Genomic DNA, 13,987 nt, shown 5'->3' on the forward strand with positions numbered 1-13,987 from the left:
AAAGTCATTTTCTACTAACACTAAGTTAACATAAATTTAATCACCAATCAGCGCATTGGTTACATATTGTGCTGCTGGCCCCGCCTGATGGCGGAATAAAACGCTCTCAGAATCGTTTCCTTTGTACCCCAACAGACCCTCAGGCCGCGGCCAATAATGAAAAAGAGGGAGGATATTTTCTGAGCTGGCCCCCATACATCACTTGACCATCATGGTCGGATTGATTGGCATTAAGGAGTGTTATGAGTGACTCAACGCTCGCAGGCAATACGCCTGTCAGACGAAATATCACGCGAAAAAACGTTATTACCGGTCTGTTATTGCTGCTGTTCGTGTTGATTGCGCTGTGGTGCCACGGTCGACCGGGCAGTGAGCTTGGCCTGCTGGGATTTACGCCGCTGGTGGCGTTAGCGATATTATCGCTGATCGGCGTCGATATTGTGCTGGCGGTCATCTCCTCGATTATTATCGCCATGATCATGACCTCAACCGGTCTGCCGGAAATGGGCGCGATGCTGGCGAAATCCACCGGGTCATTTATTGCCACCGTCGGGCTTATCATTATGCTCGGCGCCGGCGTGGGGGAAGTGGCCACCCGCACCGGCGCGGCGGTTGAACTGGTGAAATTCGTGGTCCACCGTATTGGGCTGTCGAGCCAGACGCGGGTCAAGTTCGGCATTGTGGTGTCATCGATTTTAATTTGCGGTTCGCTGGGCACCATGGCCGGCGGCAATGCGATTATTGTCGCAGTGATTATTCCCGTAGCGGCGGCGGTACGCTTAACGCCGCCGACGGTAGCCGCGCTGATGATGACCGCCGGTTCCGTTGGACTCTTTACCGGGCCCTTCACCCCCAGCACCGTGACGATCCTCAGCCTCGGCGGTCTGAGCTATCCGGATTATCTGCTGTATGTCGGCCTGCCGATGAGCGCCGTCACCCTGTTAGCCGGCTGGATCATGGCCGGACGGATCCAGAAGATGACCGAAGGCAAACTGCGCTATGAGGTCGATCTCTCGGAAAAGCCGCAAGAGGACCTTAGCGCCGCGCAGCAGCGCCGGCGTAAATTAAGCGCGCTGGCTTTCGCCGCGACCATCATCGTGATGGCGGTGGTTGGGGTGGTGATTAAAGCCGGCTTCAGCTTTGCGATTATCGTCATGCTGCTGGTGGCGTTGATGACCGGGCTGGTGGGCGGCCTGCGGCCGACGCAGATCCTGCAGGCGCTGTATCACGGCTGCGGTCGTCTGGTGTGGATGTTTATTCTCTACTGGCTGTATAACCCGATCCTTGAGCTGATGGATGGCCTGCACGCCTATCAGGGGCTGCTGGAGTATACCCAGCCGCTGCTGGAGGGGATCTCCCCGGCCTGGCTGTGCTTTAGCATCTTCGCGTTCAATATTATCGGCCATGTGCCCGGCGCGGCGGTAGCCCAGATGACCTTTACGCATAAAATCTTTGGCCCGATGCTGATGGCCGCCGGCGTGCCGCCGCAGGGGACCACCGCGGTGCTGCTGGCCTCGTCTCAGGTGGACTGGTTCGGGCCGTTTCCCTCATCGGACATGTTCGGCCAGATGGGGCTGGCGCAGTCTACACATCTGAAGTATATGCTCTATAACGGCTGGGCAATCGTGGTGGCGAACATCATTCTCTTCGCGCTGCTGTTTCAGATTCTGGTGTAAAGCGGGATGGTCGACGGGGGGGAGCGTCCTCCGCGTCGACCTTTGGTCGTGAGGTTTTCCTTTTCTCACCGCGACACCCACCGTAAAATCAGCCTCTTGTTCCCACTGCGTAATGGAATCTATGCTGACTCTCGCCCATCTTCAACAGCGCCGCAGCCGGCGTTGGCTCCTTGGTTTAACGCTGTTGCTGCTGGTCACCCTGCTGATCAGCCTGTGCGCGGGGGATCAATGGATCCCGCCCGGCGAGTGGCTCAGCGCCAAAGGTCAGCTGTTTATCTGGCAGATCCGCCTGCCGCGGACCCTGGCGGTGCTGCTGGTGGGGGCGGCGCTGGCGCTCTCCGGGGCGATAATGCAGGCGCTGTTTGAAAATCCGCTGGCGGAACCGGGTCTGCTGGGCGTCTCCAACGGCGCGGGCGTCGGGCTGATTGCCGCCGTCCTGCTGGGTAAAGGCCTGTTACCGGGCTGGGCGCTCGGGCTGTGCGCGATCCTGGGCGCGCTGCTGATCACCTTTATTCTGCTGCGTTTTGCCCGCCGCCATCTTTCCACCAGCCGCCTGCTGCTGGCGGGGGTGGCGCTGGGGATCATCTGCAGCGCCCTGATGACCTGGGCGGTCTACTTCTCCACCTCTTTTGATCTGCGTCAGCTGATGTACTGGATGATGGGCGGGTTTGGCGGCGTCGACTGGCAGCAGCTGTGGCTGATGATAGCCCTCCTGCCAGCGCTCTGCTGGGTCTGTCTGCAGTCGCAACCCCTGAATTTACTGGCGCTGGGCGAAGTCTCCGCCCGTCAGCTCGGCCTGCCGCTGTGGCTGTGGCGTAAGCTGCTGGTGGTGGCGACCGGCTGGATGGTCGGCGTGAGCGTGGCGCTGGCGGGGGCGATTGGCTTTATCGGCCTGGTAATTCCGCACATTCTGCGGCTATGCGGCTTGAGCGATCACCGGGTCTTGCTCCCGGCCTGCATGCTGGCAGGGGCAAGCGCCTTGCTGGGGGCGGATATTATCGCCCGGCTGGCGCTTTCCGCCGCTGAGCTGCCGATTGGCGTGGTGACGGCGACGCTGGGCGCGCCGGTCTTTATCTGGTTGCTGCTGCGCTCGCGGTGACGGGAATAGCGCGACGCCGTCTGCAGGGACGGCGCCGGCTCGGGCTTACCAGCCTTTGATCGCGTCGCCTTTGTAGACTTCCTTCGCTTTTTCCGCGACTTCACTGGTCTGGAAGGCGGCTTTCAGTTCCTGAATTTTCTTGCTGTCCTTGTTATCCTCGCGGGCGACAATCGCATTCACGTAAGGGGAATCTGGTCCCTCCATGAACAGGCCGTCGCGGGCGGCCGACAGGCCCGCCTGGGCGGAGAAGTTGGTGTTAATGATTGACAGGCTGACGTTTGGGTCATCCAGGGTGCGGGTCAGCTGCGGGGTATCCACCTCCACAATCTTCAGCTGTTTCGGGTTGTCGATGATATCCAGCGTGGTGGGTAAATAGCCGACGCCCGGTTTCAGCTTGAGCAGCCCCTGCGCCTGAAGCAGCAGCAGGCTGCGGCCCAGGGTAGTGGTTTCATTAGAGATGGTCACCGTCGCTCCCTCGGGGAGCTCGCTGATATTTTTGATGCGATGTGAATAGGCGGCGATAGGGAAGACAAAGGTTTTACCGACCACCGCGAATTTATAGCCGCGCTCTTTCGACTGCGCCTCAAGGTACGGCAGGGTCTGGAAGGCGTTGGCATCCACATCTTTGTTGTTCAGCGCTTCGTTAGGCAGCACGTAATCATTGAAGGAGACCACTTCGACGTCGAGGTGATATTTATCCTTCGCCACTTGCTCCACCACTTTCCAGATGGCTTCGTCCGGCCCGGTATTGATAGCGACTTTCACTTTATTATCTTCATCCGGAGAGCAGGCGCTCAGCAGGGCGACAGAGGCGGCGATTAACGCCAGGCTAAACAACTTCTTCATCAACAAAACTCTCTTAAATTAACAAGTAACGAAACCATATTACATTCATGGAACACTGTACACGTAAATAGGTGCCTGCCCAATTGAGAGGATTTCATGTTGCCGACGGGCAGCGAAGCGCTGTTACATCATGCGACAACTCGCGGGGATTGGCAGTAGAATGGCGGGCGCTGAATCCGCTACAGTAGATAGGGATCACCTTCACCGGAAACCGGTTTATCCATTGAGGACAGGCTATGCAACATGACATTCTGAATACCGAAGTGACGACCATTGATGGCGAGAAGACCACCCTGGCATCCTTTGCCGGCAAGGTACTGCTGATCGTCAATGTGGCCTCCAAATGCGGCCTGACGCCGCAGTATGAGCAACTGGAGGACCTGCAAAAGCAGTTTGCCGGCGAGGGCTTCAGCGTGCTGGGCTTCCCCTGCAACCAGTTCCTCGGCCAGGAGCCGGGGAGTGAAGAAGAGATTAAGACCTTCTGCAGCACCACCTACGGCGTCACCTTCCCGCTGTTCAGCAAGATTGACGTCAACGGCGAGCATCGCGCACCGCTCTATCAAAAGCTGGTTGCCGCCGCGCCGAAGGCGGTGGCCCCGGAAGGTAGCGGTTTTTATGAGCGGATGGCCAGCAAGGGCCGCGCGCCGCTGTACGTGGACGACATTCTGTGGAATTTCGAAAAATTTCTCGTCGATCGCCAGGGCAACGTCATTCAGCGCTTCTCTCCGGATATGACGCCGGACGATCCGCAGCTGGTGGCGGCGATTAAAGGAGCGCTGGCGAAATAATGTCGTTTCTGATGCAGCTACAGGATGTAGAAGCGGCGGGGCGTCTGGCCCCGTTTTCTGCGGCCTTTCGCGCCGGGGAGATCGTTCACCTGGTGGGGCCGAACGGCGCAGGGAAGAGCACGCTGCTGGCCCGCATGGCGGGGCTGTCCGACGGCCCCGGCACGATTCATTTTAACGGACGGTTGCTTGACGAGTGGCCGGCGACGGAGCTGGCGCGCCGCCGCGGATATCTGTGCCAGCAGCAGACCCCGCCGTTCGCCATGCCGGTGTGGCATTATCTGGCGCTGCACAGGCAGCAGCAGGGCGACAGCGCCCGGGTGAACGATATCGCGGCCAGGCTTGGCCTTGACAATAAGCTGGGCCGTCAGGTCAATCAGCTGTCGGGCGGCGAGTGGCAGCGCGTGCGGCTGGCGGCAGTGATCCTGCAGATCGATCCCTTAAGCAATCCCGCGGGTCAGCTGCTGCTGCTGGATGAGCCGATGAACAGTCTGGATGTGGCCCAGCAGGCGGCGCTGGATCGGCTGTTACGCGAGCTGAGCGCGGCGGGAATTGCGGTGGTGATGAGCAGTCACGATCTCAACCACACTTTGCGCCATGCCGGACAGAGCTGGCTGCTCTGCCAGGGGGAAGCCATCGCCTGCGGGGAGACCGCCGAGGTGCTGAACGAGGAAAATTTAACCGCTGCCTATGCGATCCCGTTCCAGCGCGTGGAGGTGGCCGGTCATATTATGCTCATCGCGTCACAGTAGCACGCAGTTATCTTGTCACTATATTGATAAACAAGCTAAATTATTGCGATAAAGAGACTAGGGACAGAGGGATCATCTGAAATGCGCTTCTGGTTCATGTTGGCGGCGGCGTTAATTTTAGCCGGCTGCAGCAGCCATCGGGCACCGCCGCCGAATCCTCGGCTGGCTGACTCCATTACGGTGGTGGCGAATCTGAACGAGCAGCTGCGTAGCTGGCGCGGCGCACCGTATCGCTACGGCGGCATGACGCCGCGCGGCGTCGACTGCTCCGGCTTTGTGGTGCGCACGTTTCGCGATAAATTTGCCCTCCAGCTGCCGCGCGAAACCCGCGAGCAGGCGGAAATCGGCACCCGAATTGATAAGCGCGATCTGCTGCCCGGCGATCTGGTGTTCTTCAAAACCGGCTCAGGCGAAAGCGGCCTGCACGTCGGCATCTACGATACCGATAACCAGTTTATTCATGCCTCCACCAGTCAGGGCGTCACCCGTTCCTCGCTGGATAACGTCTACTGGAACAAAAAATTCTGGCAGGCGCGGCGTATCTGACGTCATTCAGCGGCCGGAGGGAAGCGAGCGCTTCCCTTTTTTTATGCCGATAACCCTGCACTCCGCCCGTGTTAATCCGCTGTTCCAGGCACTACACTGGAGAGAGGAGGAACCATGACCCTTTCTTTTACCACCCACTGGCGGGATGAACTGCCGGACTTTTACACTTCCCTGTCACCGACGCCGCTCGATAACGCCCGACTCATCTGGCGCAACGCTCCGCTGGCGCAACAGCTGGGCGTCCCTGACGCGCTGTTTGCGCCGGAAAGCGGGGCCGGCGTCTGGGGCGGCGAAGCGCTGCTCCCGGGCATGTCGCCGCTGGCGCAGGTCTACAGTGGCCATCAGTTTGGCGCCTGGGCCGGCCAGCTGGGCGACGGACGCGGGATCCTGCTCGGTGAGCAGCAGCTGGCGGATGGCCGCCGTTACGACTGGCATCTGAAAGGCGCCGGCCTGACCCCCTATTCACGGATGGGGGATGGCCGCGCCGTGCTGCGCTCGACGATCCGGGAAAGCCTGGCGTCGGAGGCGATGCACGCCCTGGGGATCCCGACGACGCGCGCCCTGGCGATGGTCACCAGCGATACCCCGGTCTACCGCGAGCGCGTGGAGCCTGGCGCGATGCTGATGCGGGTGGCCGAGAGCCATGTCCGCTTTGGTCATTTCGAACATTTTTACTATCGTCGCGAGCCGCAGAAGGTTCAGCAGCTGGCCGATTATGTCATTCGTCACCACTGGCCGCAGCTGCAGGATGAAGCGGACAAGTACCTGTTATGGTTCCGTGACGTTGTCACGCGTACCGCGCAGACCATCGCCAGCTGGCAAACCGTGGGCTTTGCCCATGGGGTGATGAATACCGACAACATGTCAATTCTCGGTTTGACCATCGACTACGGGCCGTATGGCTTCCTTGACGATTTTCAGCCGGACTTTATCTGCAACCACTCCGATTACCAGGGGCGCTACAGTTTTGAAAACCAGCCGGCGGTGGGGCTGTGGAATCTGCAGCGTCTGGCCCAGTCGCTGTCGCCGTTTATCAGCGCCGAAGCGCTGAACGCGGCGCTGGATGAGTATCAGCACGCCTTGCTGACCGCCTATGGCCAGCGGATGCGCGACAAACTTGGCCTGTTCAGCCAGCAGAAAGGGGATAACGATCTGCTCGACGGTCTGTTTGCCCTGATGATCCGCGAGAGAAGCGACTATACCCGAACGTTCCGCCTGCTGAGCCACAGCGAACAGCTCAGCGCGGCCTCGCCGCTGCGCGACGAGTTTATCGACCGAACGACATTCGACAGCTGGTTCGCCGGATATCGCGCGCGGCTTCGTGATGAACAGGTGGAGGATGCCCAGCGCCAGCAGCGGATGCAGGGCGTCAACCCGGCGCTGGTGTTACGTAACTGGCTGGCGCAGCGGGCGATCGAGCAGGCTGAGGCTGGCGATCTGGGGGAGCTGGAGCGTCTGCATGCCGCGCTGGCCAATCCCTTCACCGATCGCGAGGACGACTACGTCCGCCGGCCGCCGGACTGGGGGAAACGTCTGGAAGTCAGCTGCTCGAGCTAACTCGCCTCGCCCCGCGCGCTGCGGGGCGATTATTTGGTCAGGATCAACTTCCCGGCGTGGGTCTGGCGCAACAGATAGCGCTGGCCGCCATGCTCAATGACTACCCGTCCTTCGCTGCCTAACAGAACCCGACTGCTGATCTGTCTGTCCGTCGCCACGGGATAGGGGGCATTGTCTTTTGGTTTTTCAGCTGTGGCAGTGTTATCCATACGCGTCATAGCTCTCAAAATAAAAATCAAAGCAACAATGATAATCATTATCAATAATGTTGTTTTTGACGGCAAGCGTTATTTATCGCGTTACCGAATTTGGTAGGGGAATGTCAGAAGGGGATCGCCCACCGCAGGCGCGGCGGGCGGAGCGGTCACAGACGGGTGGCCGTGGCGGCCGCCAGTTCGCTCAATAAACGTTCGCTGTCTTCCCAGCTGAGGCAGGGATCGGTGATCGACTGGCCCCAGGCCAGCGGCTGGCCGGGAACCACTTTCTGGGTCCCTTCCTGCAGGAAGCTCTCCGCCATAATGCCGGCGATGGCGGTAGAGCCCGCGCGAATTTGCTGACAGATATCGGCGCACACCTCCAGCTGACGGCGATGCTGCTTTTGGCAGTTGCCATGGCTGAAGTCGACCACCAGCTGCTCCGGCAGATTGAATTCACGCAGCGCTTCGCCGGCGGCGGCGATATCCTCGGCGTGATAGTTCGGCCGTTTGCCGCCGCGCATAATGATATGCCCGTACGGGTTGCCGCTGGTCTGGTAAATCGTCATCTGCCCCTGCTTGTCCGGAGAGAGGAACATATGGCTGGCGCGGGAGGCGCGGATGGCGTCTACGGCGATGCGCGTATTGCCGTCGGTACCGTTTTTAAACCCGACCGGGCAGGAGAGCGCCGAGGCCATTTCACGGTGGATCTGGCTTTCCGTGGTGCGCGCCCCGATGGCTCCCCAGCTGATGAGATCGGCGATAAACTGACCGGTCACCATATCGAGAAACTCGGTGGCCGTCGGCACCCCCAGCTCATTAACCTGCAGCAGCAGGCGCCGTGCCAGTTCAATACCGTGGTTGACCCGATAGCTGCCGTTGAGGTCCGGGTCGGAGATTAAGCCTTTCCAGCCCACCACGGTACGGGGTTTTTCAAAGTAGGTGCGCATCACGATCTCCAGCTGCGGCTGGTAGCGCTCGCGCATGGTCTGCAGGCGGCGGGCATACTCCATCGCCGCGTCGGTGTCGTGAATGGAGCAGGGGCCGATAATCACCAGCAGGCGGCGGTCTTCGCCGTTGAGGATTTTTTCAATGCGGCGACGGGAGGCCGAGACGTGGGCGGCCACGTCGGCGGTGACGGGATGGCGCTGGGCCAGCTCCGCGGGCGTTACCAGGCTTTCAATGCGCGCGGTACGCAATTCGTCTGTTTTATTCATTGGGGTCTCAAAAATCTGTTTCTTCGCCAGCGAAAATGCCGGGAAGTGATGCGCATCACGATAAACCAATCCCTGCTTATTGCAAGAGCAGGGCATGATCCTGTATAGGCCACGGGTGATAGCATAAACAAATTTTTAATAATGTACTAGTGTGTTAGTACATTCTGCGATTCAGTCCCATGATGTCCATGATTTTTGTCGCTATTTCCTCAACGGAATAGTTGGTGCTGTTCAGGCAGGGGATTTTATTCTTGCGATACAGCGCCTCCACTTCGGTCACTTCCATCCGACACTGGCGCAGCGAAGCGTAGCGGCTGTTCTCCCGGCGCTCCTCGCGGATCGCCGCCAGACGCTCCGGATTGATGGTCAGGCCGAACATCTTATGCTGCAGGGGTTTCAGCGACGCCGGCAGAACCAGATTGTCCATATCGTCGGCGATAAACGGATAGTTGGCGGCGCGAATGCCGTACTGCATAGCGAGGTACAGACTGGTGGGCGTCTTGCCGCAGCGCGACACGCCGAGGAGGATCACCTGCGCCTGGTCAAGGTTGCGCAGCGAGATGCCATCGTCATGGGCGAGGGTGTAATCGATGGCGGCGATGCGCGCATCGTATTTGATCAGGTTCCCGGGGTTCAGGCCGTGGGTGCGGTGGGCCACTGGCGTCGGGTCGAGGTTGAGCTCCTGCTGCAGCGGGGCCACCAGCGCCTGAACGATATCCTGACAAAAGCCCTCGCTTTGCAGAATGATATCGCGGATCTCCGGAATAACGATGGAATAGAACACCAGCGGGCGGATGCCCGTTTGCTGATAAATGGCGTCGATCTGCTCTTTCACCGCCCGCGCGCGGCTGATATTTTCCACAAACGGCAGGGTCACGCTGCTGATGGCGACCGGGAATTGCGACATGACGGCATGCCCCAGCACCTCCGCCGTAATGGCGGTACCGTCAGAAATATAAAATACGTGGCGATCTACAGCACTTTCCATTTTGACCATCCGGTATAATGAGTTTAATTGCCTGAAAGCGGATATTAAATTTAAGCATATCCCTGTTTGATTTGTCTCTTCTTAAAATTGAAACACTATTTTTGTTTTTTATGAAAAGGGTGGTTCATTTTCTTTTTTTTGCCGTAATTTCCAGCGTTTTTCGTCATAATTCCTAAAAATCATTGAGTTATCTATATCGGGGGAACAGTCCGAAAAAAGAAAAAATAATTTGCTTGAACGATTCACCGTTTTTTTCAGCACCATAAATATGTCAGGATAATCTTGCAGTCGATCGTGAAATTTTTTTCACTGGTATTAAATCACAAAAGGATTGTCTCGATGTCCAACAATGGCTCGTCACCGCTGGTGCTTTGGTATAACCAACTCGGCATGAATGATGTAGACAGAGTTGGGGGCAAAAATGCCTCCCTTGGTGAAATGATTACGAATCTGTCCGGTATGGGTGTGTCCGTACCTAACGGGTTTGCCACCACCGCTGATGCTTTCAATCAGTTCCTGGACCAAAGCGGTGTTAACCAGCGCATTTATGCGCTGCTGGATGAAACCGACATTGACGACGTTTCCGCATTAGCGAAAGCGGGCGCGCAGATCCGACAGTGGATCATCGATACCCCCTTCCAGAGCGAACTGGAAAACGCGATTCGCGATGCTTATGACCTGCTGTCCGCCGATGACGCCGAGGCCTCATTCGCCGTGCGCTCTTCCGCCACCGCGGAAGATATGCCGGACGCCTCCTTCGCCGGACAGCAAGAGACATTCCTCAACGTGCAGGGCTTTGACGCCGTGCTCGTTGCCGTGAAGCACGTGTTTGCTTCACTGTTTAACGATCGCGCGATCTCCTATCGCGTGCATCAGGGTTACGATCACCGCGGCGTGGCGCTCTCCGCCGGGGTGCAGAGGATGGTCCGCTCCGATCTGGCCTCCTCCGGCGTCATGTTCTCCATCGATACCGAATCCGGCTTTGACCAGGTGGTGTTTATCACCTCGGCGTGGGGTTTGGGCGAGATGGTGGTGCAGGGCGCGGTGAACCCGGACGAATTCTACGTCCACAAACCGACGCTGGCCGCTGGCCGCCCGGCGATCGTGCGCCGCACCATGGGGTCGAAAAAGATCCGCATGGTTTACGCGCCGACTCAGGAGCACGGCAAGCAGGTGCGTATCGAAGATGTGCCGCAGGCGCAGCGCGATATCTTCTCGTTAACCAACGAGGAGGTGCAGGAGCTGGCGAAGCAGGCGGTGCAGATCGAGAAGCACTACGGCCGTCCGATGGATATCGAGTGGGCGAAAGATGGCCACACCGGTAAGCTGTTTATCGTCCAGGCGCGTCCGGAAACCGTGCGTTCCCGCGGCCAGGTGATGGAGCGTTATACCCTCCACGCTCAGGGGCAGATCATCGCCGAAGGGCGCGCCATCGGCCACCGCATTGGCGCCGGTCCGGTGAAGGTGATCCACGATATCAGCGAGATGAACCGCATTGAGCCAGGCGATGTGCTGGTTACCGATATGACCGACCCGGACTGGGAACCGATCATGAAGAAAGCCTCGGCGATCGTCACCAACCGCGGCGGACGTACCTGCCACGCGGCGATCATCGCTCGTGAGCTGGGTATTCCGGCGGTGGTCGGCTGCGGCGATGCCACCGATCGCATTCAGGAAAACCAGAACGTGACCGTCTCCTGCGCCGAAGGCGACACCGGCTATGTCTACGCCGAGCTGCTGGACTTCAGCGTCAAGAGCTCCAGCGTCGGCGACATGCCGGATCTGCCGCTGAAGGTGATGATGAACGTCGGCAACCCGGATCGCGCCTTCGACTTCGCCTGCCTGCCGAACGAAGGCGTGGGTCTGGCGCGGCTGGAATTTATCATCAACCGCATGATTGGCGTTCACCCGCGCGCGCTGCTGGAGTTTGACGACCAGGAGCCGGGCCTGCAGAACGAAATCCGCGAGCTGATGAAAGGCTACGATTCGCCGAGAGAGTTCTACGTTGGCCGCCTGACCGAAGGGATCGCCACCCTTGGCGCCGCGTTCTATCCGAAACGGGTGATTGTGCGCCTCTCTGACTTCAAGTCGAACGAATATGCCAACCTGGTGGGCGGCGAGCGCTATGAGCCGGAAGAAGAGAACCCAATGCTCGGCTTCCGCGGCGCCGGACGCTACGTTTCCGAAAGCTTCCGCGACTGCTTCGCGCTGGAATGTGAAGCGATGAAGCGCGTGCGTAACGACATGGGGCTGACCAACGTCGAAGTGATGGTGCCGTTCGTCCGTACCGTCGCCCAGGCGAAAGCGGTGGTCGAAGAGCTGGAGCGTCAGGGGCTGAAGCGCGGCGAGAACGGGCTGAAGATCATCATGATGTGCGAGATCCCGTCGAACGCGTTGCTGGCCGAGCAGTTCCTCGAGTACTTCGACGGCTTCTCCATCGGCTCGAACGACATGACCCAGCTGGCGCTCGGTCTGGACCGCGACTCCGGCGTGGTCTCTGAGCTGTTTGATGAACGCAACGACGCGGTGAAAGCGCTGCTGTCGATGGCGATCCGCGCGGCGAAGCAGCAGGGTAAATACGTCGGCATCTGCGGCCAGGGGCCGTCTGACCATGAAGATTTCGCCGCCTGGCTGATGGAGGAGGGGATTGATAGCCTGTCCCTCAACCCGGATACCGTGGTGCAAACCTGGTTAGGTCTGGCGGAACTGAATAAATAAGTTCGCCCTGACAGTACAGATCCCCGGCAGTGATGCCGGGGATTTTTTTTGCCGGTGTCAGGCCGCCCGGCGTCGCGATGCGCAGGACAAAAAAAAGCCCATCGTGGGAGATGGGCAAAGACTACACACAGCAATTCGTTGTTTCACTCAGGGGATTTCCATGCTTATAAATCAAGGTGTTGATTTATAACCGTGAGCTAATAGTAGGCAGCGGGGCCTTTGCCGTCGATCAGATTCCTCTCAATAGTTAAATTGTTGTGAAGGACCGGGAGGGTAAAAGCGGGTGCGGGGCATACAAGGCTGGCGTTTTGCCGGCGATCAATTAATTTTGCTTAACAATTGTCCTGGGGGGAGACAGGCGGGGCCCCCCGCCTGACAGGGCATTACTTGCGCCCGGCCTCCAGCTCGCTGAGCTCTTCGAGCACGACATCGGGGTCTTTCGGCGGCGGCGGCACTTCGTGCACCCAGGCGTCATACAGGCGCCAGGAGACGGCCAGCAGCACCGGACCGATAAACAGGCCGATCATGCCGAAGGCGATCAGGCCGCCAATGACGCCGGTAAGAATGAGGATCATCGGCAGGTCGGCGCCCATACGGATAAGCACCGGACGGATAACGTTGTCCATGGTGCCGACCACGCAGCTCCACACCAGCAGCACAGTGCCCCAGGTGGTGTCCCCGCTCCAGTAAAGCCAGATAATCGACGGCACCAGAACCAGCAAAGGCCCGAGCTGGACCAGACAGGTAAAGATCATCACCACGGTCAGCAGGGCGGCGTAGGGCACGCCGGAGATGGCAAGGCCGATCCCGCCCAGCACCGCCTGAGTGAGGGCCGTCACCACCACGCCCAGCGCCACGGCGCGCACGGCCTGGCCGGCCAGCAGCACGGCGGCGTCACCGCGTTTAGCCGCCAGGCGCGTGGCGAAATAGCGAAAACCATAGGCCACCTGCTCGCCGCGCCAGTAAAGCAGCGCGCTGAACAACAGCATCAGGCCGCAGTAGACCAGTAGCTTGCCGATGTGCGCCGCCTGACCGACAAACCAGCTGGTGGTGGTGCCAATGTAGGGGCGAACCTTGGCCATAATCGCCGAGCCGCCCATATCCAGCAGGCCATGCCAGGCGGCGTAGAGCTTATCGCCGACCAGCGGCACGCTGTTGAGCCAGGCGAAATCCGGTAGCGTCACATTTCCGCTGCTGATGAGTTTGATCAGCGGAACGCTGTTATCCACCAGGCTGTTGACCAGCAGAGCGATAGGAATCACGAATAGCAAAAACAGCAGCAGGGTCATCGCCAGCACCGCCAGCATCCGTTTGCCGAACAGCACGCGCTGCAGACGCAGCAGCACCGGCCAGGTGGCGATCACCACGGTGCCGGCCCAGGCGAAGGACAGAATAAACGGCTGCACAACCCACAGGCAGGATATGATAATCAGGGCCAGGAACAGCACCGACAGCAGTATTTGCGGTATGTCCCGAGGCTGATGGGGGTTAATCATAGAGAATTTTTACCTTTCCAGTCGCGCCAAAAAGCTGGCGCCGCGTAAATCCATGTACTGATAATAATATCAATAATTTTGCCGGGCTGATTTTGCACAGAAAACACGTGGGC

At 59.0% G+C, this 13,987-nt stretch carries 12 protein-coding genes, 1 other RNA gene and 1 pseudogene; 7 read left to right on the forward strand and 7 right to left on the reverse strand.

The window, feature by feature from the left end:
* The first annotated feature begins 242 nt into the window (after window positions 1–242).
* Together K5R89_RS05735 and btuC are read left to right on the forward strand one after the other, a co-directional pair.
* Window positions 243–1,676: a H+/gluconate symporter gene (locus K5R89_RS05735; RefSeq protein WP_023290109.1), complete on the forward strand. Its 1,434-nt coding sequence runs from the start codon at window positions 243–245 to the stop codon at window positions 1,674–1,676.
* A 121-nt stretch (window positions 1,677–1,797) separates the two neighbouring features.
* Window positions 1,798–2,775, forward strand: coding sequence for a vitamin B12 ABC transporter permease BtuC (gene btuC / locus K5R89_RS05740; protein ID WP_023290108.1), 978 nt, complete (start codon window positions 1,798–1,800; stop codon window positions 2,773–2,775).
* Window positions 2,776–2,820: 45 nt separating this feature from the next.
* Here the strand turns inward: btuC and K5R89_RS05745 are convergent, their stop codons facing one another.
* Complete coding sequence (locus K5R89_RS05745; protein WP_004203125.1) at window positions 2,821–3,621, reverse strand: MetQ/NlpA family ABC transporter substrate-binding protein; 801 nt, start codon at window positions 3,619–3,621, stop codon at window positions 2,821–2,823.
* Window positions 3,622–3,857: 236 nt separating this feature from the next.
* On the opposite strand from K5R89_RS05745, the gene K5R89_RS05750 reads away from it, so the two are divergent.
* The 4 genes from K5R89_RS05750 to selO all read left to right on the forward strand — a co-directional run bounded on the left by K5R89_RS05750 (window position 3,858) and on the right by selO (window position 7,261).
* Window positions 3,858–4,409, forward strand: a complete 552-nt coding sequence (locus K5R89_RS05750; protein ID WP_004203124.1) for a glutathione peroxidase — start codon at window positions 3,858–3,860, stop codon at window positions 4,407–4,409.
* A complete protein-coding gene (gene btuD, locus K5R89_RS05755; RefSeq protein WP_032453263.1) occupies window positions 4,409–5,158 on the forward strand; it encodes a vitamin B12 ABC transporter ATP-binding protein BtuD in 750 nt (249 codons plus the stop codon). The genes K5R89_RS05750 and btuD overlap by 1 nt, the downstream gene beginning before the upstream one ends.
* Window positions 5,159–5,239: 81 nt before the next feature.
* The gene (locus K5R89_RS05760) at window positions 5,240–5,704 is read left to right on the forward strand and encodes an NlpC/P60 family protein (RefSeq protein ID WP_002909082.1); all 465 of its coding nucleotides are present in this window, start codon (window positions 5,240–5,242) and stop codon (window positions 5,702–5,704) included.
* 114 nt (window positions 5,705–5,818) lie between these two features.
* On the forward strand, window positions 5,819–7,261 hold the full coding sequence (gene selO, locus K5R89_RS05765; protein ID WP_049014395.1) for a protein adenylyltransferase SelO: 1,443 nt from the start codon (window positions 5,819–5,821) through the stop codon (window positions 7,259–7,261).
* A 29-nt stretch (window positions 7,262–7,290) separates the two neighbouring features.
* On the opposite strand, the gene hemP is transcribed toward selO, so the two are convergent.
* From hemP to K5R89_RS05785, 4 genes and pseudogenes are all read right to left on the reverse strand, one after another.
* On the reverse strand, window positions 7,291–7,470 hold the full coding sequence (gene hemP, locus K5R89_RS05770) for a hemin uptake protein HemP (RefSeq protein WP_023290103.1): 180 nt from the start codon (window positions 7,468–7,470) through the stop codon (window positions 7,291–7,293).
* A gap of 155 nt (window positions 7,471–7,625) precedes the next feature.
* The gene (gene aroH, locus K5R89_RS05775; RefSeq protein ID WP_032453261.1) at window positions 7,626–8,672 is read right to left on the reverse strand and encodes a 3-deoxy-7-phosphoheptulonate synthase AroH; all 1,047 of its coding nucleotides are present in this window, start codon (window positions 8,670–8,672) and stop codon (window positions 7,626–7,628) included.
* Window positions 8,673–8,826: 154 nt separating this feature from the next.
* Window positions 8,827–9,660 (reverse strand): pyruvate, water dikinase regulatory protein, encoded by an 834-nt coding sequence (locus tag K5R89_RS05780; protein ID WP_002909061.1) that lies wholly within the window; start codon window positions 9,658–9,660, stop codon window positions 8,827–8,829.
* A gap of 147 nt (window positions 9,661–9,807) precedes the next feature.
* A pseudogene (locus tag K5R89_RS05785) lies at window positions 9,808–9,924 on the reverse strand (hypothetical protein); the annotation flags it as partial.
* Window positions 9,925–9,999: 75 nt separating this feature from the next.
* On the opposite strand from K5R89_RS05785, the gene ppsA reads away from it, so the two are divergent.
* The gene (ppsA, locus tag K5R89_RS05790; RefSeq protein ID WP_004203115.1) at window positions 10,000–12,378 is read left to right on the forward strand and encodes a phosphoenolpyruvate synthase; all 2,379 of its coding nucleotides are present in this window, start codon (window positions 10,000–10,002) and stop codon (window positions 12,376–12,378) included.
* A gap of 86 nt (window positions 12,379–12,464) precedes the next feature.
* On the opposite strand, the gene rprA is transcribed toward ppsA, so the two are convergent.
* Together rprA and ydiK are read right to left on the reverse strand one after the other, a co-directional pair.
* An RNA gene (gene rprA / locus K5R89_RS05795) (antisense sRNA RprA) lies at window positions 12,465–12,572 on the reverse strand.
* Between the two features lie 189 nt (window positions 12,573–12,761).
* Window positions 12,762–13,874: an AI-2E family transporter YdiK gene (ydiK, locus tag K5R89_RS05800; protein ID WP_023290101.1), complete on the reverse strand. Its 1,113-nt coding sequence runs from the start codon at window positions 13,872–13,874 to the stop codon at window positions 12,762–12,764.
* Between the last annotated feature and the right edge of the window lie 113 nt (window positions 13,875–13,987).

It is taken from the genome of Klebsiella sp. TF21-TM (genome assembly GCF_019753495.1).
Lineage (GTDB): Bacteria > Pseudomonadota > Gammaproteobacteria > Enterobacterales > Enterobacteriaceae > Klebsiella > Klebsiella quasipneumoniae.

Excerpts from the sequence above, each read along its gene's own strand:
- K5R89_RS05750 (WP_004203124.1), top strand. The coding sequence starts at position 3,858 with ATGCAACATGACATTCTGAATACCGAAGTGACGACCATTGATGGCGAG.
- K5R89_RS05735 (WP_023290109.1), top strand. The coding sequence starts at position 243 with ATGAGTGACTCAACGCTCGCAGGCAATACGCCTGTCAGACGAAATATC.
- ydiK (WP_023290101.1), bottom strand. The coding sequence starts at position 13,874 with ATGATTAACCCCCATCAGCCTCGGGACATACCGCAAATACTGCTGTCG.
- K5R89_RS05780 (WP_002909061.1), bottom strand. The coding sequence starts at position 9,660 with ATGGAAAGTGCTGTAGATCGCCACGTATTTTATATTTCTGACGGTACC.
- selO (WP_049014395.1), top strand. The coding sequence starts at position 5,819 with ATGACCCTTTCTTTTACCACCCACTGGCGGGATGAACTGCCGGACTTT.
- btuD (WP_032453263.1), top strand. The coding sequence starts at position 4,409 with ATGTCGTTTCTGATGCAGCTACAGGATGTAGAAGCGGCGGGGCGTCTG.
- hemP (WP_023290103.1), bottom strand. The coding sequence starts at position 7,470 with ATGGATAACACTGCCACAGCTGAAAAACCAAAAGACAATGCCCCCTAT.
- K5R89_RS05745 (WP_004203125.1), bottom strand. The coding sequence starts at position 3,621 with ATGAAGAAGTTGTTTAGCCTGGCGTTAATCGCCGCCTCTGTCGCCCTG.
- aroH (WP_032453261.1), bottom strand. The coding sequence starts at position 8,672 with ATGAATAAAACAGACGAATTGCGTACCGCGCGCATTGAAAGCCTGGTA.
- btuC (WP_023290108.1), top strand. The coding sequence starts at position 1,798 with ATGCTGACTCTCGCCCATCTTCAACAGCGCCGCAGCCGGCGTTGGCTC.
- ppsA (WP_004203115.1), top strand. The coding sequence starts at position 10,000 with ATGTCCAACAATGGCTCGTCACCGCTGGTGCTTTGGTATAACCAACTC.
- K5R89_RS05760 (WP_002909082.1), top strand. The coding sequence starts at position 5,240 with ATGCGCTTCTGGTTCATGTTGGCGGCGGCGTTAATTTTAGCCGGCTGC.